Raw genomic sequence first — 20,490 nt, 5'->3', positions numbered from 1 at the left:
TATCACCCCAAACTATTAGTCAAATAATTATTTATAACCACATTTGGATCACCATCAGCGACGACGTTACCGTGATCAATCCAAATCACCCTATTACAGAGACGCCGCAGCAGTTCTGGCTGGTGAGACACAAACACCATTATACTCGACTTATCAATAAATTCATGCATACGCGCAAGCGCTTTGTCGATAAATTCGGCATCACCGCCCGCAAAAAGCTCATCCAGGATAAGAATATCCGGATGCACAGCCGTGGCGATTGCAAAGGCCAATCGCATATACATACCAGTCGAATAATATTTGACTGGCGTATCAATAAACTCAGCCAAACCTGTAAATTCTATAATCTCAAGTTCAATTTCCTTGAGCTTTGCCTTGCTATACCCGAGAATGGCGCCATTGAGATAAATATTCTCACGACCACTCAACTCAATATTGAATCCGGCGCCAATTTCCAACAAAGGTGCAATCCGACCATTTACTTTTACAGCACCTTCCGATGCATAGTAAATACCACAAATAGCTTTTAATAATGTGCTCTTACCTGCGCCGTTGTGCCCTACAATCCCGACCCTATCACCGTGAGCTATTTCGAGATTGATATTTTTAAGAGCACAAAACTCAGAATACTTAGCTTTTTTTCGTCGTTTTAACAGCCCAGCGAAAAACTCTTTTAAAGACTGCCCCTTGTCGTGATACAAACGAAAGTTGAGCGTCAGATTTTCTATCGTAATACTTGAATTCATATCGGTCACAATTTATAGACGATGTATCGATCATGTTTTTTGAATGTATAAACACCCAAAATCATGCTGATAAGTGCCAATGCTGTTACCTGCCCATAAACCTCAATCGACGCTAACCCGCCTTCATAGAGAGGATGGCGGAAAATCTCGACGAACCAAGTGAGAGGATTCAGTGAAAACAGCCATCTATATTCCTCAGGAACAATCGTCACCGGGTAAATAATGGGGGTCAAGTAGTACGCCGCCTGCAACACGACAGCTATGATATTCGGCAAATCACGAAACGACACTGTTGCTATGCTCAGCATCAACGCCAATCCCAGAGCAAAACAAAACAATAGTAAAAAATTGACTGGAAGAATAAAAAGAGAAAACGTAAGTGGAGCACCGATTGCGAGCGCAATTATAAACAGACACAACGTACTGAAGATCGCATCAACAAGCAGACTTACCGAAATAGAAATAACAAAAATCTGCTTGGGAATATGTATTTTCTTTATTAAAGATTCATTATTAAGCAGTGCCTGCATGCCTTGCGAAAGGCAGTTGGAAAACAATGTATAGGGTACAAGACCGGAAAATAGAAAAACCGCAAAGGTCTTGAGCGGCCATCTCATAATCATTGAAAACACGATCGAGGTTACGACCATGGTCAACAGGGGATTCAGCAATGTCCAGAAGGCCCCTAGCGCAGTCCGCCTATAACGCATCGTAAGCTGCTGCCAAATCAACTGCTTAAGCACTAGATTGTATTGGAAGAGCTCTTTGAAAAAAACACTAAACACAATATTTTATCCATGGCCACGGGCCAGATTACTTTATCACTCAAAAGAAGCCAGCCTCTTTCAACAGGCGGCCAACCAATTCACTTAAATTTAAAACATCACAATATTAATACCTATTTCGAACCTATAAAATCGCAACCCATAATAACCAGCCCCCCCATACTCCAAAAATTTTAATTCAAGAAACTGACTTGCCTTGGGTTACAACCGCCTTCTGCTCTGCTTGAGATACACATAGCCTACCCAATTCACCGCTCCCGCCAGCGAAATTCAGAACAACTATTCTCAACCACCGGTAGCATACCAGCAGGCAGAGGCTTAATGAAACCTGACACTCGGAGAAAGCGCAACCCTTGACCTACCCCGTCGATCACCTCACTAGACCACCTGCTCCTGATTCTTGAAACCTCAGGACTTTCAGCCCCCGCGCGGATGAGGTTTTCGTATTGCAGCTACCCGCGTCGCTAATGGCTCCCCTAAGCCGAAGGACAGGCTACGAAACAACTCACATCATGGCCTGTAGCCAGCAAAACACCTTAATCGACACGTCAGGCGCTTTCTGCCTCTAATTAGCCAGCCTCCACCGCGCCACCTTTAAGAACCCAACTTAAGAAGATCAGGGGTAGGTAGGCCACAATCAATCCAACCCCTCCACTTAAACCACCGAACATCACTACCATTGAAATGGGAAGCAACCAAAAGGCATTCAAGGCCAGAACCCCTAAAGTCACAGCTTTGTGGCTTGAATACACTCTAGACGCATTCTGATAAGCGTGACTACGGTGCGCCTGATAAACTTTTTCCCCCCGCAACAGCCTCCGGGCCAGTGTCCAGGTCGCATCCACAATAAAGACACCAAGTAATATCAGCCAGCACCAGAGTAAATTCGGGTCAACCCACGCTGCAACTATGGACAGGGTGGCCAACACCACCCCGAGAAATCCACTACCCGCATCCCCCATAAAAATCTTTGCCGGGGGAAAATTCCACCAAAGAAAACCTGCGACTGCCGCTACCAGAATCAAGGGAGCCCAGATCAATTCGCCATTACCACTAAACCAATAAACCAGGCACATGCCCAGACACACGCTAATCGCTTGAACGCTGGCTAACCCGTCGATGCCATCCATAAAATTATAGAGATTGAGCATCCACACTATGTAAATTGCAGCCAGGATGTGGCCGAACCATCCTAAATTGAACGCGCTACCAAAGAACTCAATCGCAGGAAGACCACTTAAAAAGTAGATTGCCCATGCTGCAGCAATAAAATGTCCTAGTAGCCTCCATCTTGCCGCGATGTGGCCATGGTCATCAGCGAAACCTATAACCGCAACAAACAATCCGGAGCCCAGCAAACCGTAAGCAGCAGCAGCCTCCGTATATCCCTGGTTTATCAGGATGGGAAGCGCCAGAGCAAATGAGACTACAATAGCTACTCCTCCCCCTCGCGGTGTAGGCACTGTATGAGAGCTACGCTCATTGGGAATGTCCATCAAACTCTTTCTCAGGGCATATCGACGCAACACCAACGTCAACCCGCAGGAAACAGCGAGTATTGCCAACAGCAACCACGAAAAAATCATTTTATTTGCGCGTCCTGGAAGTGGCCCGCGGTTCGGCGCATGGCTCTGTCTATATTTACGGGCGGAACCCACCCCAGTAATTCCCGATTTTTGCTGATGTCTACCTGCAATGACCCGCAGATACGTTGGGCGACAGCTCCTTTGTTCAGGAGTTTAGCCAGCAGCACTAACAGCCATGCAGGCAATGGCAAGAGCCGAGGCTTCTGATGGAGTGCATTTGCCAAGCGAAGTAGCATTTGGGTTGTAGATAGGTCATGACCGTCACTCACGAGAAAGATCTGGTTTGCCGCGGCAGGATGATCTATACAAGTAACGATAAGATCCGCAAGGTTGTCGATTGCTACCAGACTTCGCTGATTGCGAATGGCACCAAAGGGCAACGGAATTCCCTTGTTGAGCCAGCGCAACATACTCAAAAAATTGGCTTTGACTCCGGCCCCATAAACCAAAGGAGGCCGAATAATAACTACCTCCATGCCAGTTTCACTGGCAAGTTGTTTCAGCGCTTGCTCGGCCTCGTATTTGGACACTCCATAAGGGTCCCTTGGGGCCGGTGCGTCATCCGCTTTGAACGGCCTGCCTGGTGGAGTGCTTTCGCCGTTGACTTTGATCGAACTGATAAAGATAAAGCGTTTGACTCCAGAGTCTGCGGCAAGCTTTGCCAGCCGGAGAGTCCCCTCCACGTTGACCTTGCGAAACTCGGCCAAGGCGTCAGTGGCAGTTTCATTCATCACGTGAACCCGGGCAGCAGCGTGCACAACCACCCGAATGTCATTCAGCGCAGGAAGACCTTGAGGATCATTGAGGTTTAAGGGGACGACAGCACACAAGCCCTGCACCCTGGTGGTCCCACGCGCAGCTGCAACAGGTATGAATTTTTTATCCACCAACAACCTGAAGACCAACGCCTCGCCAACAAACCCGCTCGCCCCTGTGACCAATACCTTTGGGACTGTCATCGAGCTTTTTTTCCTATCAACGCGGTGGCCCAACAGATAAAAAAGAAGAGAATCTTGTCCCGCACCCGACGCCTGCATTGCCAGGCGCTGAAGGATAGTTTCATCAGTTGTGTTCGCCGGGATAGCGGCCAATCCATGCCCACGGGTTTTCTCTTCGGCTCTACCAAAGTCGCTATAAGCTGCACTTGACCAAACCACCAACCGTCATGAATGGTTTTATATCGAGCCATCATTGGGCTTAGGCCGGTATTGGCGCCGACTTGGTTACGTTCATGCTGACGATATTCCATGGTTGGCACCGGGTCGATAAACCAGAGAAAACCATGGCTGCGAGCGAAGGCATAGAAATACCAGTCATGAAGACTGACACCTTGCAGTTGATGCCAGTTTGCTAGCATTGCAGACTTCAATGAGCCGACCAGCTGCTTACTCATGACATAGGTACAGCCCGGACCTGCGGCCTCAAACAGATAATCCCATTCAACCTGGGGCTGTGCCTTGTCCAACAGCAATGTTCCACCGTCCGGCCAGAATGCCGTGACATTACTGGAATAAGCATCAACCCCGCGAGATGTAAGACTTTGGGTTGCACGCTGCAATTTGTCGGTATGCCAGATGTCATCCTGATCAGCTAAGGCGACAAAGTCGTAACTTTCGACGTCGACATCTCGAAGTAGCCTGAAGAAGTTACGGGATGCTCCACCGAAGCGACCGGAATCCGGTAGCAAAATGATACCTGGATGCTTGACAGCATAAGCTGCGCACCAGGCTTCGGTGCCATCAGTCGAAGGATCAATACTGATATATAGGGTAACATCTACTGCTGTTTGGGCGAAGATCGAGACAATTTGCTCCTCGATCCACTGCATTCCGTTATAGGCAGCCAGCAATACTGCGACCTTGGGATTTTCTACTGGCATGCCATTCCTGCTTGCATGGATCGAATGCTGGATTTCCTCTCGATTTAGAGAGAATCCGAGTCCAGTAACTTTCGCAGATACTGACCGTAACCGGTTTTTTTCAGAGCTTCTGCTTGAGTACCTAATTGCTCGGCCGTGATCCAACCACTGTTGTATGCGATCTCCTCCAGGCACGCCACTTTCAGACCCTGACGGTGTTCAATGGTATGTACAAAATGGCTCGCTTCAAGCAACGAGTCATGGGTCCCGGTATCCAGCCAGGCAAAGCCGCGACCGAGCATCTCGACGTTGAGGATGTTTTGCTCCAGATAAGCACGGTTGACGTCTGTAATTTCCAGCTCGCCGCGTTCGGACGGCTTTATACTCTTGGCGATTTTTACAACCTGATTGTCATAGAAATACAGGCCGGTTACGGCGTAATTGGACTTAGGCTTGAGCGGTTTCTCTTCGATGCTCAGTGCCCGACCCGAGGCATCGAACTCAACCACACCAAAGCGCTCCGGGTCCGAGACGTGGTAACCGAACACAGTCGCACCACGCTCCTGGTTGCTGGCAGAGCGCAAATTTTCAGAGAAATGCTGCCCATAGAAAATGTTATCTCCCAAGATCAGGCAGCAAGGATCCTCGCCAATAAACTCTTCGCCGATGATGAAAGCCTGGGCAAGCCCATCAGGACTAGGTTGCTCCGCATAGGTCAACTGAATGCCGTACAAACTGCCGTCCCCCAGCAGCTTACGGAAGTTGGGCAGATCATCCGGAGTGGAGATGATCAAGATTTCGCGCATACCTGCGAGCATCAGCACCGACAGCGGATAAAAGATCATCGGCTTGTCGTAAATTGGTAACATTTGCTTTGAAACACCCAAAGTCAGCGGATGCAAGCGAGTCCCCGAACCACCCGCCAGAATGATTCCTTTGCGATTGATCTTGTTCATTTATTGAAAACTTCCATAAGCATTCGGTTTACGCCACTTTGCCAATCCGGCAAACGCAGTGAAAAAGTGTCACGCAGTTTCTGAGTATTCAGACGTGAGTTCAGTGGTCGGCGTGCCGGAGCTGGATAAGCGCTGGTATTGATTGGATTGATCACTTTCACGACCAGTTGCTCACCACATTTGCGTGCAATGTCGATCACATGTGAAGCATAGCCATGCCAGGAAACTTCACCACCGGCGACAAGATGATAAATGCCGGCCAACTCCGGACGCTGCTTAACCTGCACCACGGCATGAGCGGTAACATCTGCTATTAATTCGGCACTTGTCGGCGCACCAATCTGATCGGTGATAACCGTCAGAGTTTCGCGCTCTCCGGCCAACCGCAACATAGTCTTGGCGAAGTTCTTGCCGCGAGCGGAAAACACCCAACTGGTACGAAAGATCAAATACTTGCACCCTGAGGCGGCAATCGCCTGCTCACCAGCAAGCTTACTGACCCCGTAGTGATTGACCGGCGCAACAGCATCAGTTTCCTGCCACGGAATACTGCCCTGACCACTGAACACATAGTCAGTAGAGTAGTGAATCAGCCAAGCATTCAGGGATAATGCCTCTTCAGCCATCACGCGACTTGCCTGAGCATTTATAAGATCGGCAAGCACCGTCTCGGACTCGGCTTTATCTACCGCATTGTAAGCAGCAGCATTGACAATGACGTCCGGCTTAATCAAACGGATAGTTGTACGTAATGAGTCCAGGTCCGCTACGTTTCCGCACACGCCATCGACAGAGTGACGATCCAAAGCTATCAATTCACCTAATGGTGCCAAGGAGCGTTGCAACTCCCAACCCACCTGGCCATTTTTTCCGAGCAGGAGAATTTTCATGCCTTGTTTGAACGACCTGCGTAGTTCTGATCAATCCACTGTTGGTAGCTACCGCTCTTGACGTGGGCAACCCATTCAGCGTTGTTGAGGTACCATTCGACCGTCTTGCGAATACCGGTTTCGAACGTTTCTTCCGGGGTCCAGCCCAGCTCACGCTGGATTTTACTGGCGTCGATGGCGTAACGCTGATCGTGACCCGGACGATCCTGAACGTAAGTGATCAGGCTGGCGTGTGGGCGATGAGCGGAGTCTGGACGCAGTTCGTCGAGCAGCGCGCACAGGGTATGCACGACTTCGATATTTTGCTTTTCGTTATGACCGCCGATGTTGTACGTCTCGCCGATAACGCCTTCGGTTACGACCTTGTACAGCGCGCGAGCGTGATCCTCGACGTACAACCAGTCACGAACCTGATTTCCTTTGCCATAGACCGGCAGCGGTTTGCCTTCCAGCGCATTGAGGATGATCAGCGGGATCAACTTCTCGGGGAAGTGGCACGGACCGTAGTTGTTCGAGCAGTTCGTGACCAGGGTTGGTAAGCCATAGGTGCGAGCCCAGGCGCGAACCAGGTGATCGGAACTGGCCTTGCTGGCGGAATAGGGAGAACTCGGCTGATACGGCGTGGTTTCGGTGAAGAGATCTTCCGGACCTTCGAGGTCTCCGTAAACTTCATCAGTCGAAATATGGTGGAAGCGGAAGTTGGCTTTACGCGTATCGTCCAGCGCCGTCCAATAGTGGCGTGCGGCTTCCAGCAGAGTGTAGGTACCGATGATGTTTGTCTGAATGAATTCAGATGGCCCGGAGATAGAGCGGTCGACATGAGACTCTGCGGCCAAGTGCATGATTGCATCTGGTTGGTGTTCACGCAGGACACGGTCGATCTGGTCACGGTCGCAGATGTCAACACGTTCGAATGCATAACGCGAGTTCTGGCTAACTTCGGCCAACGACTCAAGGTTACCGGCATATGTCAGCTTATCGACGTTAACGACAGAGTCGGTGGTGTTGGAGACGATATGACGGATGACTGCCGAGCCGATAAATCCGGCACCGCCGGTTACTAGAATTTTCACGCGAAACCATACCCTTAAGTTACTGACAGGGCCGCCAACCGAGCGCTGTCTAATCCATGAGTGCTAAAGCCATTAAGCCGGCTTCTGCCAGAGCCAGTCTGAACCGATGCAGAAACATGCCTCATCGGACCAGCGCAGCATTTTACAGCTTAATGAAGGTTTTACTAATGGATAAAGATAAGCTGTGGCTAAAGTTTAGTACGCCTCCCCCACGATGGCGCACTCAGAGAAGACGCTTGCGTGAGACTCTGTACGTACGTCCCAGAGCCCAGCTAATAATCGGCCCGATCACCATACCAACGAGCAACGCAGCAACCAAAACCAGCGACACTGGCAGTTGCGGCCCGGCCCAGCCCAGGAATAGCAGGGTAACGGATTGCTGATTCTCTAGAACGAACGCCAGGATCGCCAGAACCAGCAACAGGACGAATACCGCGATCAATACGCGCTTGAGGTTACGCATGAGCGGCTCCTTGTAGAGTGGCGACGATCAAAGCCCTTCCTCTTCTTCCTCGTTCACACGGTCGCGCAGTTCTTTGCCTGGCTTGAAATGTGGCACGAACTTGCCGTCGAGACTGACGGACTGACCGGTTTTTGGATTGCGCCCTACGCGCGGTGCGCGATAGTGCAGAGAGAAGCTGCCAAAACCGCGGATCTCGATGCGATCACCGGTGGCCAGACATTGGGACATTTGCTCAAGCATGGTCTTGATGGCCAGCTCCACATCCTTGGATGAGAGCAGCCCTTGATGGGTGACAATTCGTTCGATCAACTCCGACTTCGTCATATTTTTCCCTTCTTTTTCAAGCAGCTAGGAAAATCGCTCCCACGGTTTTAGCATGCCCCAACGAATTTGAACAGTCCAACTTTTGACATCCCCCTGCACACCGCGCAATACCCGGTTTTCAGGCCGGCGAGCCATAGCGTTCACCTGCATATAACCAGCATGGTGCGCGTCATGTATCCCGCCGGATTGAAGCCGAAAGGAAAATCATCTTCATCCTTGGCATCATCAGACCTTGTCACAACCTTGTAGCCACTCCCCTTGCACTCCTTCGCCGCTCGCTTGCGGCACTTATCCCAACCCGACCCCAGCCCCGAACAATCAACCTCAATACCACTGCCCCCGCGTACTGCGTGAGTCTTGGCACTGGTGGCACATCCCGCCAGCGTCAGTACTGCTATCGCTACAATGAGCTTGTTCATTCACTTCCTTATGCCAGGCGCTCAGCCCGACCGCCGTTCGCTTCAGAATAAAGACTAGCTGTAATTAAGCGATTGATCCCGTTAAAGAAAGAGACATCCTTTAACGGCCATTTGTTTCAAGCTCAACCGAAGCCAGGCCATACACCCTAAGACCCCGGTCAAATTCCAGGCACAAAAAAGGGCGACCGAAGTCGCCCTTTTTTACAGAAAGTCAGAACTTAGTTCTGTTTTTCCGCTTGTGCAGCACGCAGCAGGTCACCCAGAGTGGTGGCTACTGGAGCATCCGTAGCTACTGGCTTGTCGCGCAGGCTCTGGATGGCTTCTTTTTCGTCTTCAACGTCTTTCGACTTGATCGAGAGCTGGATTACACGGCTCTTGCGGTCAACGCTGATGATCTTGGCTTCTACTTCTTCGCCTTCTTTCAGAACGTTACGCGCATCTTCAACGCGGTCACGGCTGATTTCGGAGGCTTTCAGAGTTGCTTCGATATCGTCGGCCAGAGTGATGATGGCGCCTTTAGCGTCAACTTCCTTCACGATGCCTTTAACGATGGCGCCTTTGTCGTTCTCTTGAACGTACTCGGAGAACGGATCGCTTTCCAGTTGCTTGATACCCAGGGAGATGCGCTCGCGCTCTGGGTCAACCGACAGGATAACGGTGTCCAGCTCGTCGCCCTTCTTGAAGCGGCGTACGGCTTCTTCGCCCACTTCGTTCCAGGAGATGTCGGACAGGTGAACCAGACCGTCGATGCCGCCGTCCAGACCAATGAAGATACCGAAATCGGTGATCGACTTGATGGTGCCGGAGATTTTATCGCCCTTGTTGAACTGGCCAGAGAAGTCTTCCCATGGGTTCGACTTGCACTGCTTGATGCCCAGGGAGATACGACGACGCTCTTCGTCGATGTCCAGAACCATAACTTCCACTTCGTCGCCGACTTGTACGACTTTCGAAGGGTGGATGTTCTTGTTGGTCCAGTCCATTTCGGAAACGTGTACCAGACCTTCAACGCCTTCTTCCAGCTCAGCGAAGCAGCCGTAGTCGGTCAGGTTGGTTACACGAGCGGTAACGCGAGTGCTTTCTGGGTAACGGGCTTTGATAGCAACCCATGGATCTTCGCCCAGTTGCTTGAGGCCCAGGGAAACACGATTGCGCTCGCGATCGTACTTCAGAACCTTGACATCGATCTCGTCGCCAACGTTGACGATTTCGGAAGGATGCTTGATACGCTTCCAAGCCATATCGGTAATGTGCAGCAGGCCATCGACGCCACCCAGATCGACGAATGCGCCGTAATCGGTGAGGTTCTTGACGATACCTTTGACTTGTTGGCCTTCCTGCAGGGATTCCAGCAGAGCTTCGCGCTCGGCGGAGTTCTCGGCTTCCAGGACGCTGCGACGGGAAACGACAACGTTGTTGCGCTTCTGGTCGAGTTTGATGACCTTGAATTCCAGCTCTTTGCCTTCCAGGTGCGTGGTGTCGCGCACTGGACGGACGTCAACCAGAGAACCTGGCAGGAACGCACGGATGCCGTTAACGTCGACAGTGAAGCCGCCTTTAACCTTACCGTTGATAACGCCCTTGACCACTTCTTCGGCTGCGAAGGCTGCTTCCAGAACGATCCAGCATTCAGCGCGCTTGGCTTTTTCACGGGACAGCTTGGTTTCACCGAAACCGTCTTCAACCGAGTCCAGAGCAACGTGAACTTCGTCACCGACGTTGATGTTCAGTTCGCCAGCGTCGTTGTAGAACTGCTCCAGCGGGATCAGTGCTTCGGACTTCAGGCCAGCGTGAACGGTTACCCAGCGAGCCTGGTAATCGATATCAACGATAACACCGGTGATGATGGAGCCTGCCTGAAGGTTCAGGGTCTTTAGGCTTTCTTCAAAGAGTTCCGCAAAGCTTTCGCTCATTTTAATTCCTGTTGATGAGGGCGAAGAATACGCCCATCTCCACATCCCAGACGATGTGGGTTAGTTTCATTTAAAAGAAGCGCCACAGGACTATGACTGGTCCCCTGCGGCCCTCTTGGTCACCCGGCGATATCGCGAATGGCGATCTCGCTCATGATGCGTTCCAGCACCTGGTCGATGGATAATTCCGTGGAATCCAGCTGTATGGCGTCAGCCGCCGGCTTGAGCGGGGCTACCGCTCGCTGGGTGTCACGCTCATCGCGCGCACGTATCTCATCTAGCAGACTCGACAGACTAACACCATCGACTTTGCCCTTCAACTGCAAGTATCGACGGCGCGCACGCTCCTCGGCACTGGCAGTGAGGAAAATCTTCAGCGGCGCATCCGGAAAAACCACCGTGCCCATGTCACGCCCATCGGCCACCAGGCCCGGCGCCTCTTGAAAGGCGCGCTGGCGCTGCAGCAGCGCCTCGCGCACCGCAGGCAATGCAGCCACCTGGGAGGCACCCGAACCGACGCTTTCCGTACGGATCACGTCGCTGACTTCGTCGCCTTCCAGAATGATGCGCTGCAACTGACCGTCGGTCGCCGCAATGAACTGCACATCCAGATGAGCGGCCAGTTTTTTCAGCAACTCTTCATTGGTCAGGTCGACGCCATGGTTATGCGCGGCGAACGCCAGCAACCGATAAAGCGCACCGGAGTCCAGCAGGTTCCAGCCCAGGCGCTTGGCCAGTATCCCGGCGACGGTGCCTTTTCCGGAGCCGCTTGGCCCATCAATGGTGATGACCGGTGCAATGTTTTTCACGACTGAGCCTCTTGGGCAACGCGAATACCGACCTGCGCGCACAGCGCGAGGAAGTTGGGAAACGACGTCGCGACGTTGGCGCAATCATGGATGCGGATCGGCGCAGAGGCACGCAGCGAGGCAACACTGAACGCCATGGCAATCCGGTGATCGCCGTGACCGTGCACTTCGCCGCCACCGATCAGGCCGCCATCGATAATGATGCCGTCCGGCGTCGGTTCGCACTTGACGCCCAGCGCCAGCAGACCATCCGCCATGACCTGGATACGGTCCGATTCCTTGACCCGCAGCTCTTCGGCGCCACGCAGCACGGTACGCCCTTCAGCGCAGGCGGCAGCCACGAACAGCACCGGGAATTCGTCGATGGCCAATGGCACCAGTTCTTCCGGAATCTCGATACCTTTGAGTTTAGCTGCCCGCACACGCAGGTCAGCCACCGGCTCGCCGCCGACTTCACGCTGGTTTTCCAGGGTGATGTCAGCGCCCATCAGACGCAGGATGTCGATCACCCCGGTGCGGGTCGGGTTGATGCCGACGTGTTCGAGCACCAGCTCCGAACCTTCGGCGATCGATGCGGCCACCAGGAAGAACGCCGACGACGAGATGTCGCCCGGCACTTCGATGTGGGTCGCCGTCAGCTTGTTGCCGGATTCGACCGACGCGGTAGCGCCATTGACGGTGACCGGGTAGCCGAAACCGCGCAGCATGCGCTCGGTATGGTCACGGGTCGGGGCAGGCTCGGTCACGGTGGTTTTGCCATCGGCGTACAGACCCGCCAGCAGCAGGCAGGATTTAACCTGGGCACTGGCCATTGGCATGGTGTAGGTCAGGCCTTTGAGCTTGTTGCCGCCCCGGATGGTCATCGGTGGACGACCTTCTGCAGCGGTTTCGATCACGGCACCCATTTCACGCAGTGGATTGGCCACGCGATTCATCGGGCGCTTGGACAGCGAAGCGTCGCCGGTCAGGGTGCTATCGAAGTTCTGCGCGGCCAGCAGGCCGGACAGCAGGCGCATCGAAGTACCCGAGTTGCCCAGATAGATCGGACCCGGCGCAGGCTTCAGGCCATGCAGGCCGACGCCGTGAATGGTCACGCGACCGTGGTGCGGACCTTCAATCACGACGCCCATGTCACGGAAAGCCTGAAGCGTCGCCAGGGCGTCTTCGCCCTCGAGGAAACCTTCCACTTCGGTGACGCCTTCGGCCAGGGAGCCAAGCATGATCGAACGGTGGGAAATCGATTTGTCACCCGGTACGCGAATCCGACCGGACAGGCGGCCACCAGGTTGAGCCAGGAAAATCAGATCGTTGGAATTCATAGCGTCCACATAGGCCCTGCGGGCCAGGATTTTACTGAAATGCTCGCGGGCAACCCGGGCGCGAGTGAAAACGCCCAACAATTGGTGCCCATCCCCTGCATCGACCGCGTCGCGCAAGGCGTCGAGGTCGCTGCGAAATGTATCGAGTGTGCGCAGGACAGCCTCGCGGTTAGCGAGGAAAATGTCGTGCCACATCACCGGGTCGCTTCCGGCGATTCTTGTGAAATCGCGGAAACCGCCCGCAGCGTAACGGAAGATCTCAAGGTTTTCATTGCGCTTGGCCAATGAATCGACCAAGCCGAACGCCAGCAAGTGCGGCAAATGGCTGGTTGCCGCCAACACTTCATCGTGGCGCTCGACCTGCATGTGCTCGACATCGGCGCCCAATTCGCGCCACAAGCGGTCGACCACTGCCAAGGCTGTCGGATCGGTCTGGTCCAGCGGCGTCAGAATCACTTTATGACGGCGAAACAGCTCGGCATTGGAGGCTTCCACCCCACTCTGCTCGGAACCGGCAATCGGGTGCCCCGGCACGAAACGCGACGGCATGCCGCCAAACGCTTCGGTAGCGGCACGCACGACATTACCCTTGGCACTGCCGACGTCGGTCAGGATCGCCCCACCCAGATTCATGCCTGCCAGCCGAGCCAGCAGTTTTTCCATGGCGAGGATCGGCACCGCCAACTGGATAACGTCGGCACCCTGGCAAGCCACTGCCAGGTCGTCTTCACAGCGATCCACCACGCCCAGCTCAACCGCCAGCTTGCGCGACTGCGGATCGAGATCGACCCCGACCACTTCGTGGCACAGGCCACTTTCACGCAAACCCTTGGCAAACGAACCGCCGATCAACCCCAGACCGACCACCACCAGGCGCCCGATCATAGGTTCAGCAGATTGCAACGCAGTGACATCAACCACGAGCCAGAACCTTGGTCAGCGCCTCAAGGAAGCGGCTGTTTTCCGCTGGCAGTCCAATGGTGATGCGCAAGTGATTCGGCAGGCCGTAGTTGGCCACCGGACGCACGATCACGCCTTCGCGCAGCAAGCCCTGGAACACGGGAGCGGCTTCGCGCCCGACATCGACACAAATGAAGTTGCCTTTGGAAGGAATCCAGCTCAACCCCAACTCACGGAAACCCGCTTCCAGTTGTTGCATGCCGGCTTCGTTCAGGCGACGGCTTTCAGCCAGGTACTCGGCGTCCTGCAGTGCGGCGCAGGCAGCGGCCAGGGCCAGGCTATTGACGTTGAATGGCTGACGCACGCGGTTCAGCACGTCGGCGACCACGGCGGTGGACAAGCCATAACCGACACGCAGCGCCGCCAAACCATAAGCCTTGGAGAAGGTGCGCGAAACCAGCAGATTCGGGTAGGCAGCCAGGAAATCCAGGCCGTCCGGCAAGTCGCTGCCTTCGGCGTACTCAATGTAAGCCTCGTCCAGCACCACCAGCACGTGCTCCGGAACGTCCTGCAGGAATTCGTCCAGTGCCTCGGTATCAAACCAGGTCCCGGTCGGGTTATTCGGGTTGGCGATGAACACCACACGGGTATTGGCATCGATCGCCGCGAGCATCGCCGGCAGGTCATGACCCCAGTTTTTGGCCGGGATCACCTTGGCCTGGGCACCCACCGCCTGAGTCACGATCGGATAGACCGCAAACGCATGTTCGCTGAACACCGCATTCAGGCCTGGCGCCAGATAGGCACGCGCAACCAATTCAAGGATGTCATTGGAGCCGTTGCCCAAGGTCACCTGATTAAGCTCGACACGGCATTGCTCAGCCAGCAGGGTCTTGAGCGCGAACCCGTTGCCGTCAGGATAGCGGGTCAACTCGGCCAGCTCTTCGCGGATGGCCGCCAATGCCTTGGGGCTGGCGCCCAGCGGGTTTTCGTTGCTCGCCAGTTTGACGATGCTGGCCGGATCAATATCCAGCTCGCGCGCCAGTTCGTCCACGGGCTTGCCTGGAACGTAAGGCGAAAGTTGTTGCACGCCCGGCTGTGCCAGAGCGAGGAAATTGCCACTCATTTGCTACCGCCCTTAGAGAACTGCTTTCGGGTAGGAACCCAGCACTTTGAGTGCTACTGCTTCCTGACTGATCTTTTCCAGCACACCTTTTACCAGCGGATCGCGGTGGTGGCCGACAAAGTCGATGAAGAACACGTAGGTCCATTTACCGCTGCGCGACGGACGGGTCTCGATTCGCGTCAGGTCGATGCCGTTATCATGGAACGGCACCAGCAACTCATGGAGCGCACCGGGTTTGTTGCTCATGGAAACGATGATCGAGGTCTTGTCGTCGCCGGTCGACGGGACTTCCTGGTTGCCGATCATGAGGAAACGCGTGGAGTTATCCGGACGGTCCTCGATTTTCTCGGCCAGGCGGGTCAACCCGTACAAACCGGCCGCCATGTCGCCGGCAATCGCCGCCGAGTTCCACTCGCCCTTGACCCGCTTGGCCGCTTCGGCGTTGCTGGACACCGCCACGCGCTCGACATTCGGGTAATGCGCATCCAGCCACTTGCGGCACTGGGCCAGGGACTGGGCGTGGGAGTAGATACGACTGATGCTGTCGGTCTTGGTGTTTTCACCGACCAACAGGTGGTGGTGAATCCGCAGCTCGACTTCACCGCAGATCACCATGTCGTGTTCGAGGAAGCTGTCGAGGGTGTGGTTGACCGCGCCCTCGGTGGAGTTTTCCACCGGAACCACGCCAAAGTTCACCGCACCGGCCGCCACTTCACGGAACACTTCGTCGATCGCCGCCATCGGCTTGCTGATCACCGCGTGACCAAAGTGCTTCAGGGCCGCCGCCTGGGTGAAGGTGCCTTCCGGGCCGAGGTAAGCCACTTTCAACGGCTGCTCGAGGGCCAGGCACGAGGACATGATTTCACGGAACAACCGCGCCATCTCTTCGTTGCCCAGCGGTCCCTGGTTGCGCTCCATGACGCGCTTGAGCACCTGAGCTTCACGCTCAGGACGATAGAACACCGGCACTTCGCCTTCGGCCAGCGAGGCCATCTTTACTCGCGCGACTTCCTGGGCGCAGCGCGCACGCTCACTGATCAGCTCCAGGACTTTCTCGTCCAGGGCATCAATGCGCAGGCGCAGTGCCTTGAGTTCTTGCTCAGACATTAGCCGTGTTCCTTCTCGAACTCTGCCATGTACGCCACCAGCGCGTTGATCGCGTTGATGTCGACGGCGTTATAGATGGAAGCGCGCATGCCGCCCACGGAACGGTGACCCTTGAGGTTCAGCAGGCCACGTTCGTCGGCGCCCGCCAGGAACGGCTTGTCCAGACGATCATCCGCCAGGCGGAACGGCACGTTCATCCACGAGCGGTCCGACTTGTTGATCGGGTTGCTGTAGAGACCGCTGGCATCGATGAAGTCGTAGAGCGTGCGCTGCTTCACTTCATTGAGCTTGCCGATGGCTTCGACACCGCCCTGTTCTTTCAGCCACTCGAATACCAGGCCGGACAGGTACCAGGCCAGGGTCGGCGGAGTGTTGTACATCGAGCCGTTATCGGCCGCGATCTTGTAGTTGAGCATGGTCGGGCACAGGGAACGGGCGTGACCGAGCAGGTCTTCGCGAACGATGTTGACCACGATGCCGCTCGGGCCGATGTTTTTCTGGGCGCCGGCGTAGATCATGCCGAAGCGCGAGACATCCGTCGGGCGCGAAAGAATGTCCGACGACATGTCGGCCACCAGCGGAACATCACCGGTTTCCGGGATCCACTGGAATTCCAGGCCGCCGATGGTTTCGTTCGGCGCGTAGTGAACGTAGGCCGCGTCCTTGGACAGCTTCCACTCGTTCTGGCCGGGGATGGCGAAATAGTCGTAGGGCTTGGCGGTAGCGGCAACGTTGACGTGGCCGTAGCGCGACGCTTCTTCAATGGCTTTCTGGGACCAGATACCGGTGTCGATATAGTCGGCAGAGCCACCTTCGGGCAGCAGGTTCAGCGGAATCTGGGCAAATTGCTGGCTGGCGCCGCCTTGCAGGAACAGCACTTTATAGTTCGAGGGGATATTCAGCAGATCACGCAGATCCTGCTCGGCCTTGGTGGCAATGGACACGAACTCATCACTGCGATGGCTCATTTCCATGACCGACAGGCCCTTGCCGTGCCAGTCGAGGAGTTCACCCTGGGCGCGCTGCAGGACAGCTTCGGGAAGCGCCGCAGGACCGGCGCAGAAGTTATAGGCTCTCTTGCTCACATCCAATCTCGCTCTGATTTGGTGGTATCACGCAATAAATCACATTATCAATCGACACAGGGTCCCTGCTGAAGCAGACAACCTGTGGGAGCGAGCCTGCTCGCGAATGCTTCACCGCGGTGTTTCAGAGATACCGCGGCGCCTGCTTCGCGAGCAGGCTCGCTCCCACAGGGGATATCCATGGGTGTCGACATTTTCCGTACGGACAAACAACAAGGGGGCGAATTTTCATCCGCCCCCTCATGTCCACTTACTCTTGTGGCTCTTCGTCAGCAGCGGCGTCGAGTTGCTGGTCTTCGGCGGCGTCGTCGTTCACGACCTCACCGACAAACCCGGCACCCTCTTCACCTTCAAAACCTTCACCTTCGAGCTCTTCACCCTCGACTTCCGACGGTTCCTGAACCCGCTCAAGGCCGACCAGGGTTTCATCCTTGGCCAATTTGATCAGGGTCACACCCTGGGTGTTACGGCCCAGGCTGGAAACTTCATCGACACGGGTACGCACCAGGGTGCCCTGATCGGAAATCAGCATGATCTCCTCGCCGTCCAGCACCTGTACCGCGCCGACCAGACGGCCGTTACGCTCGTTGCTGACCATGGCGATAACGCCCTGGCCGCCACGCTTGTACTCAGGGAACTCGGTGATCGCCGTACGCTTGCCGTAACCACGCTCGGAAGCGGTGAGGATCTGGCTGCCTTCTTCCGGGATCAGCATGGAAATCAGCTTCTGGCCTTCCGGCAGACGCATGCCGCGCACACCGCGAGCGGTACGGCCCATGGCGCGAACGTCGGATTCCTTGAAGCGCGTCACCTTGCCGCCATCGGAGAACAACATGACTTCACGTTCGCCATCGGTGATCGCGGCAGAAATCAGCACGTCGCCTTCGTCCAGTTCCAGCGCGATCAGACCGACGCTGCGCTGACGGCTGAAGGATTCCAGCGGGGTCTTCTTCACGGTACCGTTGGCGGTAGCCATGAAGATGTAGTGACCTTCGGTGTATTCCTCGACCGGCAGCATAGTGGTGATGTATTCACCGTCATCCAGCGGCAGCAGGTTGACCAGCGGACGACCACGGGCCGCACGGGATGCTTCAGGGATTTCGTAGGTTTTCAGCCAGTAGACCTTGCCCTTGCTGGAGAACAGCAGCAGCGTGGTGTGGCTGTTGGCAACCAGCAGGTGAGCGATGTAGTCCTCATCCTTGACGCCGGTGGCCGACTTGCCTTTACCGCCACGACGCTGGGCCTGGTACGCAGCCAGCGGCTGGGACTTGGCGTAGCCACCGTGGGAAATGGTCACGACACGGTCTTCTTCCGGAATCATGTCGCCCAGGGTCAGGTCGAGACGGGCGTCGAGGATTTCGGTGCGACGTACATCGCCGTACTCGGCGCGGATCACTTCCAGCTCTTCGCGGATCACTTCCATCAGGCGCGTGGCGCTGTTGAGGATGCGGATCAGCTCGCCGATCTGGTTGAGGATCTCTTGATACTCGGCCAGCAGTTTTTCGTGTTCCAGACCGGTCAGACGGTGCAGACGCAGTTCCAGAATGGCTTGCGCCTGTTCCGGCGACAGGAAGTACTTGCCGTCGCGCAGGCCATATTGCGGATCGAGGTTTTCCGGACGGCACGAATCGGCACCGGCACGCTCGACCATCGCCACCACGGCCGAGGACTCCCAAGGGGTGCTGACCAGCGCTTCCTTGGCTTCCGATGGCGTTGGCGAGGCTTTGATCAGGGCGATGACCGGGTCGATGTTCGACAGGGCAACTGCCTGACCTTCCAGAATGTGTCCACGCTCACGCGCCTTGCGCAGTTCGAACACGGTACGACGGGTCACGACTTCGCGACGGTGACGGACGAAGGCTTCCAGCAGGTCCTTGAGGTTCAGGATCCGCGGGCGGCCGTCGATCAGCGCGACGATGTTGATACCGAACACGGCTTGCAGCTGGGTCTGGGCGTAGAGGTTGTTGAGGATCACCTCCGGCACTTCGCCGCGGCGCAGCTCGATCACGACGCGCATACCGTCCTTGTCGGACTCGTCGCGCAGTTCGGTGATGCCTTCGAGCTTCTTCTCTTTGACCAGCTCGGCGATCTTCTCGATCAGACGTGCCTTGTTCAGCTGGTAAGGGAGTTCGGTGATGACGATCTGCTGACGACCACCGACCTTGTCGATGTCTTCGATGATCGAGCGGGCACGCATGTAAATACGGCCGCGACCGGTGCGGTAGGCCTCGATGATGCCGGCGCGACCGTTGATGATCGCGGCGGTCGGGAAGTCCGGACCGGGGATGTATTGCATCAGCTCGTCGACAGTCAGCTCGGGGTTGTCGATGAGCGCCAGGCAACCGTCGATGACTTCACCGAGGTTGTGCGGCGGAATGTTGGTCGCCATGCCCACGGCGATACCGCTGGAGCCGTTGACCAACAGATTGGGAATACGGGTCGGCATGACCGCCGGGATCATTTCGGTGCCGTCGTAGTTTGGCACCCAGTCCACGGTTTCCTTGTGCAGGTCAGCCAGCAGCTCGTGCGCCAGCTTGGTCATGCGCACTTCGGTGTATCGCATGGCCGCGGCGTTGTCGCCGTCCACCGAACCGAAGTTGCCCTGACCGTCGACCAGCAGGTAACGCAGCGAGAATGGCTGCGCCATCCGAACGATGGTGTCGTACACCGCGGTATCACCGTGCGGGTGATACTTACCGATCACGTCACCGACAACACGGGCAGATTTCTTGTACGGCTTGTTGAAGTCGTTACCCAGCTCGCTCATCGCGAACAGCACACGCCGGTGCACGGGCTTCAAGCCGTCGCGCGCATCCGGCAGTGCCCGCCCGACAATTACGCTCATCGCGTAGTCGAGGTAGGACTGCTTCAGCTCGTCTTCGATATTGACCGGGAGGATTTCTTTGGCCAGTTCGCCCATGAGAAGCCTGATTCCTTTTTCTGGTGAAACCTCGTCACATCCATATGGGACGAACGAAGCTCGCCGCTGCAGGCTGAGTGCCATGCACCGACTTACGACAAATCAACGAGTTATGCCATGGATCTGCGCAGTAAAGGTCGCCCCATCGGGCAACCCTGGAAACCGCCGGATGTTATCACAAGAGCCGCCACGCACCTATCCCCCAGATGCG

The 20,490-nt window shown here is 55.5% G+C and carries 18 protein-coding genes; all 18 read right to left on the bottom strand.

Annotated features, from left to right (window positions below; all coding sequences use genetic code 11):
* Nucleotides 1-2 precede the first annotated feature (2 nt).
* The 18 genes from CKW21_RS24725 to gyrA all read right to left on the bottom strand — a co-directional run bounded on the left by CKW21_RS24725 (nucleotide 3) and on the right by gyrA (nucleotide 20,279).
* Nucleotides 3-746: an ABC transporter ATP-binding protein gene (locus tag CKW21_RS24725; RefSeq protein ID WP_170948717.1), complete on the bottom strand. Its 744-nt coding sequence runs from the start codon at nucleotides 744-746 to the stop codon at nucleotides 3-5.
* Nucleotides 747-751: 5 nt separating this feature from the next.
* On the bottom strand, nucleotides 752-1,531 hold the full coding sequence (locus CKW21_RS24720) for an ABC transporter permease (RefSeq protein ID WP_095196501.1): 780 nt from the start codon (nucleotides 1,529-1,531) through the stop codon (nucleotides 752-754).
* A 569-nt stretch (nucleotides 1,532-2,100) separates the two neighbouring features.
* Complete coding sequence (locus tag CKW21_RS24715) at nucleotides 2,101-3,117, bottom strand: glycosyltransferase family 4 protein (protein WP_095196500.1); 1,017 nt, start codon at nucleotides 3,115-3,117, stop codon at nucleotides 2,101-2,103.
* Complete coding sequence (locus CKW21_RS24710; protein ID WP_095196499.1) at nucleotides 3,114-4,076, bottom strand: SDR family oxidoreductase; 963 nt, start codon at nucleotides 4,074-4,076, stop codon at nucleotides 3,114-3,116. Before CKW21_RS24710 ends, CKW21_RS24715 begins: the two co-directional genes overlap by 4 nt.
* Nucleotides 4,073-4,996: a glycosyltransferase gene (locus CKW21_RS24705; RefSeq protein WP_095196498.1), complete on the bottom strand. Its 924-nt coding sequence runs from the start codon at nucleotides 4,994-4,996 to the stop codon at nucleotides 4,073-4,075. The genes CKW21_RS24710 and CKW21_RS24705 overlap by 4 nt, the downstream gene beginning before the upstream one ends.
* Nucleotides 4,997-5,040: 44 nt before the next feature.
* Nucleotides 5,041-5,931, bottom strand: a complete 891-nt coding sequence (rfbA, locus tag CKW21_RS24700; protein ID WP_095196497.1) for a glucose-1-phosphate thymidylyltransferase RfbA — start codon at nucleotides 5,929-5,931, stop codon at nucleotides 5,041-5,043.
* Nucleotides 5,928-6,821: a dTDP-4-dehydrorhamnose reductase gene (gene rfbD, locus CKW21_RS24695; RefSeq protein WP_095196496.1), complete on the bottom strand. Its 894-nt coding sequence runs from the start codon at nucleotides 6,819-6,821 to the stop codon at nucleotides 5,928-5,930. Before rfbD ends, rfbA begins: the two co-directional genes overlap by 4 nt.
* Nucleotides 6,818-7,894 (bottom strand): dTDP-glucose 4,6-dehydratase, encoded by a 1,077-nt coding sequence (rfbB, locus tag CKW21_RS24690; protein WP_095196495.1) that lies wholly within the window; start codon nucleotides 7,892-7,894, stop codon nucleotides 6,818-6,820. Before rfbB ends, rfbD begins: the two co-directional genes overlap by 4 nt.
* A 223-nt stretch (nucleotides 7,895-8,117) precedes the next feature.
* Nucleotides 8,118-8,357, bottom strand: coding sequence for a LapA family protein (locus tag CKW21_RS24685; RefSeq protein WP_095196494.1), 240 nt, complete (start codon nucleotides 8,355-8,357; stop codon nucleotides 8,118-8,120).
* A 27-nt stretch (nucleotides 8,358-8,384) separates the two neighbouring features.
* Nucleotides 8,385-8,681 (bottom strand): integration host factor subunit beta, encoded by a 297-nt coding sequence (ihfB, locus tag CKW21_RS24680; RefSeq protein ID WP_007899751.1) that lies wholly within the window; start codon nucleotides 8,679-8,681, stop codon nucleotides 8,385-8,387.
* Between the two features lie 140 nt (nucleotides 8,682-8,821).
* Nucleotides 8,822-9,100, bottom strand: a complete 279-nt coding sequence (locus CKW21_RS24675; protein WP_095196493.1) for a hypothetical protein — start codon at nucleotides 9,098-9,100, stop codon at nucleotides 8,822-8,824.
* Nucleotides 9,101-9,318: 218 nt separating this feature from the next.
* Nucleotides 9,319-11,013 (bottom strand): 30S ribosomal protein S1, encoded by a 1,695-nt coding sequence (gene rpsA, locus CKW21_RS24670; RefSeq protein ID WP_047527094.1) that lies wholly within the window; start codon nucleotides 11,011-11,013, stop codon nucleotides 9,319-9,321.
* Between the two features lie 119 nt (nucleotides 11,014-11,132).
* Nucleotides 11,133-11,822, bottom strand: a complete 690-nt coding sequence (cmk, locus tag CKW21_RS24665; protein ID WP_077047283.1) for a (d)CMP kinase — start codon at nucleotides 11,820-11,822, stop codon at nucleotides 11,133-11,135.
* Nucleotides 11,819-14,026, bottom strand: coding sequence for a bifunctional prephenate dehydrogenase/3-phosphoshikimate 1-carboxyvinyltransferase (locus tag CKW21_RS24660; protein WP_256590332.1), 2,208 nt, complete (start codon nucleotides 14,024-14,026; stop codon nucleotides 11,819-11,821). The genes cmk and CKW21_RS24660 overlap by 4 nt, the downstream gene beginning before the upstream one ends.
* Before the next feature lie 28 nt (nucleotides 14,027-14,054).
* Nucleotides 14,055-15,167, bottom strand: a complete 1,113-nt coding sequence (gene hisC / locus CKW21_RS24655; RefSeq protein ID WP_095196491.1) for a histidinol-phosphate transaminase — start codon at nucleotides 15,165-15,167, stop codon at nucleotides 14,055-14,057.
* Between the two features lie 12 nt (nucleotides 15,168-15,179).
* On the bottom strand, nucleotides 15,180-16,274 hold the full coding sequence (gene pheA / locus CKW21_RS24650; protein WP_095196490.1) for a prephenate dehydratase: 1,095 nt from the start codon (nucleotides 16,272-16,274) through the stop codon (nucleotides 15,180-15,182).
* Nucleotides 16,274-17,359 carry a 3-phosphoserine/phosphohydroxythreonine transaminase gene (gene serC, locus CKW21_RS24645; protein WP_095196489.1) on the bottom strand — a complete coding sequence of 362 codons (1,086 nt, stop codon included), beginning with the start codon at nucleotides 17,357-17,359 and terminating at the stop codon, nucleotides 16,274-16,276. The genes pheA and serC overlap by 1 nt, the downstream gene beginning before the upstream one ends.
* A 250-nt stretch (nucleotides 17,360-17,609) precedes the next feature.
* Entirely contained in the window at nucleotides 17,610-20,279 is a 2,670-nt protein-coding gene (gene gyrA / locus CKW21_RS24640) for a DNA gyrase subunit A (protein ID WP_095196488.1), read from the bottom strand.
* Nucleotides 20,280-20,490 lie beyond the last annotated feature (211 nt).

The organism is Pseudomonas sp. Irchel 3A7, from assembly GCF_900187565.1.
Lineage (GTDB): Bacteria > Pseudomonadota > Gammaproteobacteria > Pseudomonadales > Pseudomonadaceae > Aquipseudomonas.
The sequence above is the reverse complement of the archived record's forward strand: the minus strand, read 5'-3'. Positions and strand labels throughout refer to the sequence as shown.

Bases quoted from the DNA above. Each gene is read 5' to 3' on its own strand.
- CKW21_RS24725 (WP_170948717.1), bottom strand. From the start codon at position 746: ATGAATTCAAGTATTACGATAGAAAATCTGACGCTCAACTTTCGTTTG.
- CKW21_RS24715 (WP_095196500.1), bottom strand. From the start codon at position 3,117: ATGATTTTTTCGTGGTTGCTGTTGGCAATACTCGCTGTTTCCTGCGGG.
- CKW21_RS24710 (WP_095196499.1), bottom strand. From the start codon at position 4,076: ATGACAGTCCCAAAGGTATTGGTCACAGGGGCGAGCGGGTTTGTTGGC.
- CKW21_RS24705 (WP_095196498.1), bottom strand. From the start codon at position 4,996: ATGCCAGTAGAAAATCCCAAGGTCGCAGTATTGCTGGCTGCCTATAAC.
- rfbA (WP_095196497.1), bottom strand. From the start codon at position 5,931: ATGAACAAGATCAATCGCAAAGGAATCATTCTGGCGGGTGGTTCGGGG.
- rfbD (WP_095196496.1), bottom strand. From the start codon at position 6,821: ATGAAAATTCTCCTGCTCGGAAAAAATGGCCAGGTGGGTTGGGAGTTG.
- CKW21_RS24685 (WP_095196494.1), bottom strand. From the start codon at position 8,357: ATGCGTAACCTCAAGCGCGTATTGATCGCGGTATTCGTCCTGTTGCTG.
- ihfB (WP_007899751.1), bottom strand. From the start codon at position 8,681: ATGACGAAGTCGGAGTTGATCGAACGAATTGTCACCCATCAAGGGCTG.
- CKW21_RS24675 (WP_095196493.1), bottom strand. From the start codon at position 9,100: ATGAACAAGCTCATTGTAGCGATAGCAGTACTGACGCTGGCGGGATGT.
- rpsA (WP_047527094.1), bottom strand. From the start codon at position 11,013: ATGAGCGAAAGCTTTGCGGAACTCTTTGAAGAAAGCCTAAAGACCCTG.
- CKW21_RS24660 (WP_256590332.1), bottom strand. From the start codon at position 14,026: ATGATCGGGCGCCTGGTGGTGGTCGGTCTGGGGTTGATCGGCGGTTCG.
- hisC (WP_095196491.1), bottom strand. From the start codon at position 15,167: ATGAGTGGCAATTTCCTCGCTCTGGCACAGCCGGGCGTGCAACAACTT.
- pheA (WP_095196490.1), bottom strand. From the start codon at position 16,274: ATGTCTGAGCAAGAACTCAAGGCACTGCGCCTGCGCATTGATGCCCTG.
- gyrA (WP_095196488.1), bottom strand. From the start codon at position 20,279: ATGGGCGAACTGGCCAAAGAAATCCTCCCGGTCAATATCGAAGACGAG.